Origin of the sequence: Halomonas halodenitrificans DSM 735, from assembly GCF_000620045.1 — a bacterium.
GTDB lineage: Bacteria > Pseudomonadota > Gammaproteobacteria > Pseudomonadales > Halomonadaceae > Halomonas > Halomonas halodenitrificans.
Genome location: NZ_JHVH01000001.1, coordinates 376181 through 385716, shown reverse-complemented (window position 1 = coordinate 385716; position 9536 = coordinate 376181). Strand labels below are relative to the sequence as shown.

The following is a 9536-nucleotide window of genomic DNA, read 5'->3' as shown; positions in this document are numbered from 1 at the left end:
CCACCAACGATCTGATCCTGCACCTCGCCCAGCTGGCCTACAACATCCTGCGGCTGATGGGGCAGCTGGGCATGACCGGCGAGCTGAGCCCGGTGCGCCATCCCGCCAAGCGGCGCCGGATCCGCACCGTGCTACAAGAGCTGGTGCATCGTGCGGCGCTCGTGGTTCAAAAGGCGCGGCAGATCATCCTCGACTTCGGGCAGGACATCGGACGCATGACGGTGTTGAACACCCTGCGAGGCCGCCTGCGCTATCCGCGAGGCACGCCATGCTGATCGTCTGTCGGACAAAGGCACCACGCAGAGGGCTGACGGTCACCGGCAGCCAGCATCACCGTACCCGGCGGGTAGCAATGCATGAGCAAACGGGTCATCGTCGCCGGCCGATGCCGCTATGGTTGGCCATGGCAGAGATGCATTCGGCGGTTGAGACGGAATCGGAGGTCAAAAAATGCTCGCTGACGGCGATAGGGAAAGTGTCGACGCCGGCATCACGGATTCAGGCAATACTGCCTCTTTAAGTTTTTCTAGGTCTGAAACGGTATCCTCAGTAAGTGTGCTCAAGTCTATTTCAAAGAGGTTGTCGAGTTTTTCCGGCTTGTCTCCATCAACCGCATGGCTCACATAGATCTCGATAAAAATAGTGGCTCGGGTTTTTAGTCTAGCTGTGATGTCAGGTACCCAGCGCTCTATTCGACTTTCCTGCCGTACATCATGGATAGCAGTGTAGTGTGGCTGGAAATAGGCAGACCCTGCCAAGGTGATTCCTTCGGGAGAGGTGACCTGAACGCGTACACTGTACTCAGGTAGGCTAACGGCTTTGGCGTCATCGATGATCTGCTTGGCCATCCTGTGCAGTGCGGTTTCATATCCCCCAATGCACTCGGTCCTGTCGTGGTGGGCGAAGAATGCAAGGCCCCTCGAGGATCGCTTGGCAACCAGATCAGCACCGCATTCTGGACAGGTACAGCGGCAGCCGAGACCTCTTTCGACATGACCAGGAGGATATAGCCTGCCGTCGCGCTCCCCGAAAGGAACCTTTATCTCCTGGGAACGACTCGGGGAAGAGAGCATCGACTTCGGTGCTGCGTGAGGCAGGTTTTCCATGGTCCCTGCTGCTGATAAAACTTTGGTAATTGCTAATAATGTAGCATTGCTGCTGAAGGCCTGCTTGCAGACTTGTGCAGGACCCTACAGCTACGACGAGCTGATCCAGCGCGACAAGCTCAACTTGGATATCTTCTGGCTCAAGGACGACAGCCTGGAGGACATGGAAAGCCTGCCGGAGCCGGACGTGCTGGCCACCGAGATCGTCGAGAACCTGGAAGCCGCCCTGGAGCAGTTCCGCAGCGTAAGTGCGGAGCTGGCCGGGGAGGACGAGCGCACATAAGTGTCCTGTCGCTTCATGCTCTCGATGCGCAGGTGATCAAGAACTCCGTCGGCGTTCTCAGGACCCTGCTATGCCCTCGCTGTAAGCTTGGGGTCGCCGACACCGCTCATCCGCATCGGAGCCTGGAGTCTGGCCAGGCTGAGAGATGTCCTATCCTGCGCATACCTCCCTCAAGTGTGCAATGCAGCGTGAATTTTGGTAGAGTACCTAGCTTTCCACGGGATGACATGCAATTTCACCGGGCAAGCTCTGGTGCTATGAACGATGTCGATCATCGCGATAGAAGGCTAAAGCACCCCATGACAACCTCTTTCTCAGGGCTGATGACTCCGCCCTAGCGCTCCCCCCCCTTCTGGGCTCGCCCGCCGTCAACGAGGCGACACGCCCGATCCTCACGCTACGTCAAAGGCGTTACCTCTGACCCGATACGTGCGTGACTCCCACATTTCATTGCTTTGCTCTGCACCTATCTGGGTGTCGGGTGGCTGTGTGCGTCATCGCTATCGTGTCACGAGGCTGAACTGATTCATCCCCTGACTGGACCGCAGCATGTACGAAAAAATGAAATTGAGTTGGTTCTCCAATCTCAAGGGCGACACCCTGGCGGGCATCGTCGTCGCCCTGGCGCTGATCCCCGAGGCCATTGCCTTCTCCATCATCGCCGGGGTCGACCCCAAGGTCGGCCTCTACGCCTCCTTCGCGATCTGCGTGATCATCGCCTTTACCGGCGGGCGTTCGGGGATGGTCTCGGCGGCCACCGGCGCCATGGCGCTGCTGATGATCACCCTGGTCAAGGAGCACGGCCTGGAGTACCTGCTGGCTGCTACCCTGCTGACCGGGGTGCTGCAGATCATCGCCGGCTATCTCAGGCTCGCCGAGCTGATGCGCTTCGTGTCGCGCTCGGTGGTCACCGGCTTCGTCAATGCCCTGGCGATCCTGATCTTCATGGCCCAGCTGCCTGAGCTGACCGGGGTGACCTGGCACGTCTACGCCATGACGCTGGCCGGTCTGGCGATCATCTACGGCTTCCCCCTGGTACCGGTGATCGGCAAGACCATCCCCTCGCCGCTGGTCTGTATCGTGGTGCTGACCGCCGTCTACATGATGACCGGCATGGAAATCCGCAGCGTCGGTGACATGGGCGAGCTGCCCGACAGCCTGCCGGTCTTCCTGTGGCCCGAGGTGCCGCTCAACCTCGAGACGCTGATGATCATCTTCCCCACCGCACTGATGCTGACCGTGGTGGGCCTGCTGGAGTCGATGATGACCGCCACCATCATCGACGACCTGACCGACACCCGCAGTGACAAGAACCGCGAGTGCAAGGGACAGGGCATCGCCAACATCGGTGCCGGCCTGCTCGGCGGCATGGCGGGCTGCGCGATGATTGGCCAGTCGGTGATCAACATCAAGTCCGGCGGTCGCCGTCGCATGTCGACCCTGATCGCCGGCGTGTCGCTGCTGCTGATGGTGGTGTTCCTGGCCGACTGGGTCTCCCAGATTCCAATGGCCGCACTCGTCGCGGTGATGATCATGGTCGCCATCGGGACGTTCAGCTGGAGTTCCATCAAGGACCTCAAGAAGCACCCGATGAGCACCAACTTCGTCATGGTGGCCACCGTGGTGGTGACCGTGGGCACTCACAACCTGGCCATCGGCGTCTTCGTTGGCGTGCTGCTCGCCGCCATGTTCTTCGCCAACAAGGTGGGCAATATCCTCTATATCGGTAGCGAGGAGGTCGACGACGGCAATGCTCGCATCTACAAGGTGGTAGGCCAGGTGTTCTTCGCCTCCTCCGAGCGCTTCGGCAACGCCTTCGACTTCAAGGAGACGGTGGAGAAGGTCACCATCGATCTCTCCCGCGCCCATTTCTGGGACATCACCGCCGTCCAGACCCTCGACAGGGTGGTGATCAAGTTCCGCCGCGAGGGCACCGAGGTGGAGATGATCGGCCTCAACGAGGCCAGCGCCACCATCGTCGACCGCTATGCGGTGCATGATGATCCCGAAGCCGTCGAGAAACTGATGGGCGGTCACTAAGGAGCAGATACGCAATGACAGAACAGGTAATGGCCGCCATCGACGGCTCACAGTTTTCCGAAGGGGTGTGCGACTATGCCGCCTGGGCCAGCCTGGCCTTGGGCGCTCCGCTGACCTTCCTGCACGTCAACGACAACCACCTGCCGCCGGAGGAGCGCAATCTCTCCGGCAACCTCAGGGCGGGCGCCCGAGAGCGTCTGCTCCAGGAGCTCTCCCAGCTCGATGAGCAGCGCGCCAAGGTGGCCCAAGAACAGGGCCGACTGATGATCAAGGCGGCTATCGAGCGGGCCGTCGAGGATGGCGTGAGCGAGCCCGCCGGTCGCCAGCGCAACGGCACCCTGGTGGAGACCCTCGAGGAACTTCAGGAGGAGATCCGCCTGCTGGTGGTGGGCAAGCGTGGCGAGACCGCCCACCAGGACAGCGGCCACCTGGGTTCCAACCTGGAGCGGGTGGTGCGCACCCTGCATCGGCCGATCCTGATGGTGCCCCACATCTTCAAGCAGCCGGAGAAGGTGATGCTGGCCTTCGATGGCAGCAAAACCACCCGCAAGGGGGTGGAGATGCTGGCGAAGAGTCCGCTGTTCGAGGGCGTGCCGGTGCATGTGGTGATCGTCGGTGCCGAGACCGGTGACAACCGCTCCCAGCTCGACTGGGCGCTCAAGACCCTGCGCGATGCGGGTCATGTGGCCGAGGGTGCCATCCGCGCCGGTGAGGTAGAGGCGACACTCCACACCTACCAGAAGGAGCATGCCATCGACCTGCTGGTGATGGGCGCCTACGGTCATTCTCGTATCCGCCACCTGCTGGTGGGCAGTACCACCAGCGAGATGCTGCGCAAGTCGCGCATACCGGTGCTGTTGCTGCGCTGATTTTCCCGAAACCGGCCCATCGTTCCATTGGTGTGTGCCGGTTTTTTCCTTCCAGGCACGCGAGTGCCCTGTACAGGAGCCGATAGATTGACGATCACCCCGCCCTGATTCGCGCTTCCCTTATGCCCCACTCACAACGAGGACCCCTGATGACATCACCTCTCCTGGCGAGAGGGCAGAACAAGGAAGCGACCCTTGAACAGCAAGACCTTTGCTCATTCGGCTTTTTTCGATGAAACCTCTTCCTCGCAGCGCTTCGTCGCCGAGCTGCTGGAGAGAGCGGATATCCATATCAACGGTGACCGCCCCTGGGATATCAAGTTCAACGCCCACGGCGTTATCGACGAGGCACTAGCCCGCGGCAATCTGGGCCTTGGCGAAAGCTACATGAACGGTGACTGGGATGCCGAGTGCCTAGACGAGTTCTTCTTCCGCCTGCTGCGTGCCCGTCTTCCCGAACAGGTCAACCCACGCAAGCTGGTCTTTCACCATCTGCGCACCCGCCTGATCAACCTGCAGACCGCCAGCCGCGCCTTCGAGGTCGGCGAAACCCACTATGACCTCGGCAACGACTTCTACGCCGCCATGCTCGACCCACGCATGACCTATACCTGCGGCTACTGGAAGGATGCGAACACCCTGGACGAGGCCCAGGAGGCCAAGCTCGATCTGATCTGCCGCAAGCTCGAGCTCGAGCCCGGCATGCGCGTGCTCGACATCGGCTGCGGCTGGGGCAGCTTCATGGCCTATGCCACCGAGCACTATGGTGTGGAGTGCGTGGGCCTGACCATCTCCCGCGAACAGGCCGACTATGGCAAGAGCCTGATGCAGCAGGGCCTACCGGTGGAGTTTCGCCTCAAGGACTATCGTGACGAGACCGAGCAGTTCGACCGCATCGTCAGCATCGGCATGTTCGAGCATGTCGGCCGCAAGAACTATCGCACCTACATGGACGTTGCGAATCGTTGCCTCAAGGACGATGGCCTCTTCCTGCTGCACACCATCGGCAAGAACGTGCGCGATACCACGCCGGATCCCTGGATCGACAAGTACATCTTCCCCAATGGCGAGCTGCCGGCCCTGGGGCATGTCACCGATGCTGCCGAGGAGCTGTTCGTGGTCGAGGATCTGCACAATTTCGGGGCCGACTACGACAGGACCCTGATGGCCTGGCACGAGAACTTTGAGGCCGCCTGGCCGCAGTTTGCCGAGGCCTACGGCGAGCGCTTCTACCGCATGTGGCGCTACTACCTGCTGAGCTGTGCCGGGGCCTTCCGAGCCCGCGACATCCAGCTCTGGCAGTTCGTGCTCAGCAAGAAGGGCAAGCTTGGCGGCTATCGCCGCGTCAACTGATAGCGCGTTACCACTCACTCACCTGGGATTCCCGATGAGCGAATACTCCCTGTTTACCTCCGAATCCGTCTCCGAGGGGCACCCGGACAAGATCGCCGACCAGATCTCCGATGCCGTGCTCGACGCCATCATCGCCCGCGACAAGCAGGCCCGGGTGGCCTGCGAGACCCTGGTCAAGACCGGCGTGGCGATCGTTGCCGGCGAGATCACCACCTCCGCCTGGGTCGATCTCGAGGCCATCGTGCGCGAGGTGATCACCGGCATCGGCTACACCTCCTCGGACGTGGGCTTCGACGGCCAGACCTGTGGCGTGCTCAACCTGATCGGCAAGCAGAGCGTGGATATCGCCCAGGGCGTCGACCGCAGCAAGCCCGAGGATCAGGGCGCCGGCGACCAGGGGCTGATGTTCGGCTACGCCACCAACGAGACCGACAGCTACATGCCGGCGCCGATCCACTACGCCCACCGCCTGGTGGAGCGCCAGGCGGAGCTGCGCAAGCACGGCCTGCTGCCCTGGCTGCGTCCGGATGCCAAGAGCCAGCTCACCTTCCGCTACGACGCCGCGGGCAGGCCCTGCGCGGTGGATGCCATCGTGCTCTCCACCCAGCATGACCCGGGCATCGACCAGCAGGAGCTGCGCAAGATCGTCAAGCGCGAGATCATCGAGCAGGTGATTCCGGCCGAGTGGCTCTCCGCCGAGACCAAGTACCATATCAACCCGACCGGCAAGTTCGTGATCGGTGGCCCGGTGGGCGACTGTGGCCTGACCGGTCGCAAGATCATCGTCGATACCTACGGCGGCACGGCCCGCCACGGTGGCGGCGCCTTCTCCGGCAAGGACCCCTCCAAGGTCGACCGCAGCGCCGCCTACGCCGGCCGTTATGTGGCCAAGAACATCGTCGCCGCGGGGCTCGCCGACAAGTGCGAGATTCAGGTCTCCTACGCCATCGGCGTGGCCGAGCCGACCTCCGTCTCGGTCAACACCTTCGGCACCGGCAAGGTGGATGATGCGCGGATCATCGAGCTGGTGCGCGAGCACTTCGACCTGCGGCCCAATGCCATCACTCGCATGCTCGACCTGCTGCACCCCATGTACCGGCTGACCGCGGCCTACGGCCACTTCGGTCGCGAGCCCTTCGAGACCTCCTACACCTGGACCGACACCCAGGGCCAGGAGCATACCGAGACCTTCACCGCCTTCCCCTGGGAGGCCACCGACAAGGCCGCTGGCCTGCGCAACGCCGCCAGGCTCTGACCCCCGACGACACGGAGAAACAAGATGTCCCAGAAGCTCTACTGTATCGCCAACTTCAAACCCAAGCCCGGCCGCGAACAGGCCGTGTTCAAGGCCCTGCAGGCGCTCGAGCCCAATGCGCACCGCGAGGACGGCTGCCTCCAGTACACGGTGACCCGGCATATCGATCACCCCAATGCCCAGGGTGCCAGCTACCCCATCGTCTTCCACGAGATCTGGGCCAGCCGCGAGGCCTTCGAGGCGCACTGCAACCGTCGCGAGATCAAGGCGTTCTTTGCCAGCCAGGTCGAGGCTGATGACGGCGACGTGGATCATGCCAATGTCTGCGTCTACACCGACGAGCCCCACGACTACGACGCCCCGGAACTCTGAATCCGACATAAATAGCACGGGCATGACCGCCCGTGCCCATGCATACCACAGGAGAACCTCATGACCGAGCAGAAGATGAACGTCGAGAGCTTCAATCTGGATCACACCAAGGTGAAGGCCCCCTATGTGCGCTTGGCTGACGTCAAGACCGGCGAGCACGGCGATACCATCCACAAGTACGACCTGCGTATCTGCCAGCCCAACCAGGCGCACATGGAGATGCCCGGCCTGCACTCCCTGGAGCACCTGATGGCGGAGCTGTCGCGCAACCACTCCGATAAGGTGGTCGACATTAGCCCCATGGGTTGCCAGACCGGCTTCTACGTGGCGCTGCTGAATCACGACGACTACGACGGCGTGCTCGAGCTGCTGGAAGGCACCCTCAAGGACGTGCTCGAGGCCACCGAGGTCCCGGCCTGCAACGAGATGCAGTGCGGCTGGGCGGCCAGCCACAGCCTGGAAGGCGCCCAGGAGATCGCTCGTGGTCTCCTGGCCAAGCGCGATGAGTGGACCCAGGTGTTTGCTTAATTCATCTGCTGCGCTTGCGCTACAAAATCATGGGCAAAGCGGCTACGTTGAGTCTTTCGGTCGGTGGAATCTAGTAGCGGGCCAATCCGCCGGCCCCTTTGGCTCGATCAACGAGGGGTAGAGATGAATCATCCGGAACTCGATATCGAGAAGATCACCCATCAACTCGAGGATACCAAGGCGGCGCTGATCGATCAGAGCTTCGAGAGCAAGGAGAGCCGCGCCACGGTGGTGCTGGACCAGCAGTCCGTGGGGCGCCTGTCGCGCATGGATGCCTTGCAGGGGCAGGCCATGGCCAAGGCCGAGGAGGATCGTCGGCAGCTGGCAATCCGACGTATCGATGCCGCCCTGTCACGCATCGCCCGGAACGAGTATGGGGAGTGCATCGAATGCGGTGAATGGATCGGCCCCAAGCGACTCGAGTGGGACCCTACCGTGCTGAAATGTATCGACTGTGCCGAGTGAGGAGTGATGCTGAAACTAACGCAGGACAACGTGACCATCGAGATCAGAAACCGCCAGGATCTCGATGAGGAAACACTGGATGCCGAGGTGGTGCCGGCCACCGATGCGCAGCGGCGAGACCTGGGCACTGCGGCCGTGGGGCACGCCTGGATGGCCTGGTCACCGATGGATACGACCCCTCAGCTGATCAAGTTCATGCCGCCCGAGACGGTGAACCAGGACGAGAGGCGAAAGTTGCTGCTTAGCTACCGGAATGCGTTGCGCGTGGCCGATCGTCACGAGGTGACCTCGCTGGCTTTGCCATTGCCGCAGCAGGCTGGCCTGCCCCTGCTGCAGGAGCGCCTGGTGGCAGAGCTCGCGTTGGTGCTGCTGGACACGTGCCGAAGACGCCGCCACCTGCGTCGCCTCCAGCTGATCGCCAGTGGAAATCAGGAAGCAGTGCTATATGCCAACTGGCTCGTTGAGGTACAGAACGACCGCCCCCCTTCCCTTGAACGGTCATTCAAGAGTTTGTTATCGTAAACGTCTTCTAATCCCATCTTCCAGATACCTTTCCCTGAGGTCGCTGGTAACTGCAAGGAGCAATCCGTTGGCTCAGTTACTTACCGACACCCTCATCAGTCCGCCCTAGCGCTCCCGTATCCTGCGTCTTCGACGTTTCTTCGGCACGCCACTACCGTGGCTGCCTGTCTGCCAGACAAGTAAAGGATACGTGTATGAGCGACCAAGGGGCCTTCCTCCCCGATGCCGAACGGCTATCCGCAAAGGATGGCTGGGTAAGTGTTCATGACCACCTACCCATCAACCCCCGTTCCACCCTGCTGGTGGTGTATCAGGACATGCATGGCGCCGGCGTCACCTCGGCAATCATGGAGCGTGGACGCTTCCTGAGCATCGCCAATCGTGCGCTTCTGCGCGGTGTGCGCTCCTGGCGCTACCAGGGGGAGTAACCGATGAGCTTCGAGACACTTCCATCCTCTCCGCGCATCCAGCAACTTCTGGAACTAGGCTATCTCAGCCTCGAACAGCAACGACCGAAGTCACACGACTGCGTCGATTACGACCTGCTGTTCATGGGACAACGGATATCGGGCCATCGCACCCTGTCAGGAGTGGAGCTCGAGGCAGATCAGGCGCTCAATCCCATCGATGCTGCGCTGCTACTCGGGGCGGGGCCGGGTATCCGCTCGGTATTCTGGCGCACCCATGACCCGGTGCTCTTCGCGCAGGAGGCGAGCATGGCCAGGGAGCCTTCCTGGGATTGA

At 61.8% G+C, this 9536-nt stretch carries 12 protein-coding genes and 1 pseudogene; 12 read left to right on the top strand and 1 reads right to left on the bottom strand.

Going from position 1 to position 9536, the window contains the following annotated elements; genetic code table 11:
• Positions 1 to 275: pseudogene (locus tag Q358_RS18775) on the top strand (IS1380 family transposase); the annotation flags it as partial.
• Between the two features lie 168 nt (positions 276 to 443).
• Here the strand turns inward: Q358_RS18775 and Q358_RS18500 are convergent.
• Positions 444 to 848, bottom strand: coding sequence for a hypothetical protein (locus Q358_RS18500; protein ID WP_156940843.1), 405 nt, complete (start codon positions 846 to 848; stop codon positions 444 to 446).
• 322 nt (positions 849 to 1170) lie between these two features.
• Here Q358_RS18500 and Q358_RS0101860 point away from each other — a divergent pair, with 322 nt between their 5' ends.
• The 11 genes from Q358_RS0101860 (at position 1171) to Q358_RS0101810 (ending at position 9536) form a co-directional block, all read left to right on the top strand.
• The gene (locus tag Q358_RS0101860) at positions 1171 to 1389 is read left to right on the top strand and encodes a hypothetical protein (RefSeq protein WP_211248297.1); all 219 of its coding nucleotides are present in this window, start codon (positions 1171 to 1173) and stop codon (positions 1387 to 1389) included.
• 549 nt (positions 1390 to 1938) lie between these two features.
• Positions 1939 to 3429: a SulP family inorganic anion transporter gene (locus Q358_RS0101855; protein WP_027960482.1), complete on the top strand. Its 1491-nt coding sequence runs from the start codon at positions 1939 to 1941 to the stop codon at positions 3427 to 3429.
• A 14-nt stretch (positions 3430 to 3443) separates the two neighbouring features.
• Positions 3444 to 4298, top strand: coding sequence for a universal stress protein (locus tag Q358_RS0101850; RefSeq protein WP_027960481.1), 855 nt, complete (start codon positions 3444 to 3446; stop codon positions 4296 to 4298).
• A gap of 195 nt (positions 4299 to 4493) precedes the next feature.
• On the top strand, positions 4494 to 5651 hold the full coding sequence (gene cfa, locus Q358_RS0101845; protein ID WP_027960480.1) for a cyclopropane fatty acyl phospholipid synthase: 1158 nt from the start codon (positions 4494 to 4496) through the stop codon (positions 5649 to 5651).
• Between the two features lie 34 nt (positions 5652 to 5685).
• Positions 5686 to 6906 carry a methionine adenosyltransferase gene (gene metK / locus Q358_RS0101840; protein ID WP_027960479.1) on the top strand — a complete coding sequence of 407 codons (1221 nt, stop codon included), beginning with the start codon at positions 5686 to 5688 and terminating at the stop codon, positions 6904 to 6906.
• 24 nt (positions 6907 to 6930) lie between these two features.
• Entirely contained in the window at positions 6931 to 7278 is a 348-nt protein-coding gene (locus tag Q358_RS0101835) for a putative quinol monooxygenase (RefSeq protein ID WP_027960478.1), read from the top strand.
• A 60-nt stretch (positions 7279 to 7338) separates the two neighbouring features.
• The gene (locus tag Q358_RS0101830; protein ID WP_027960477.1) at positions 7339 to 7806 is read left to right on the top strand and encodes an S-ribosylhomocysteine lyase; all 468 of its coding nucleotides are present in this window, start codon (positions 7339 to 7341) and stop codon (positions 7804 to 7806) included.
• Positions 7807 to 7929: 123 nt separating this feature from the next.
• Positions 7930 to 8271 carry a TraR/DksA family transcriptional regulator gene (locus Q358_RS0101825; protein WP_027960476.1) on the top strand — a complete coding sequence of 114 codons (342 nt, stop codon included), beginning with the start codon at positions 7930 to 7932 and terminating at the stop codon, positions 8269 to 8271.
• Between the two features lie 6 nt (positions 8272 to 8277).
• A complete protein-coding gene (locus tag Q358_RS0101820; RefSeq protein ID WP_027960475.1) occupies positions 8278 to 8793 on the top strand; it encodes a hypothetical protein in 516 nt (171 codons plus the stop codon).
• 194 nt (positions 8794 to 8987) lie between these two features.
• A complete protein-coding gene (locus Q358_RS0101815; RefSeq protein WP_027960474.1) occupies positions 8988 to 9221 on the top strand; it encodes a hypothetical protein in 234 nt (77 codons plus the stop codon).
• Positions 9222 to 9224: 3 nt separating this feature from the next.
• Positions 9225 to 9536 carry a hypothetical protein gene (locus Q358_RS0101810; RefSeq protein WP_027960473.1) on the top strand — a complete coding sequence of 104 codons (312 nt, stop codon included), beginning with the start codon at positions 9225 to 9227 and terminating at the stop codon, positions 9534 to 9536.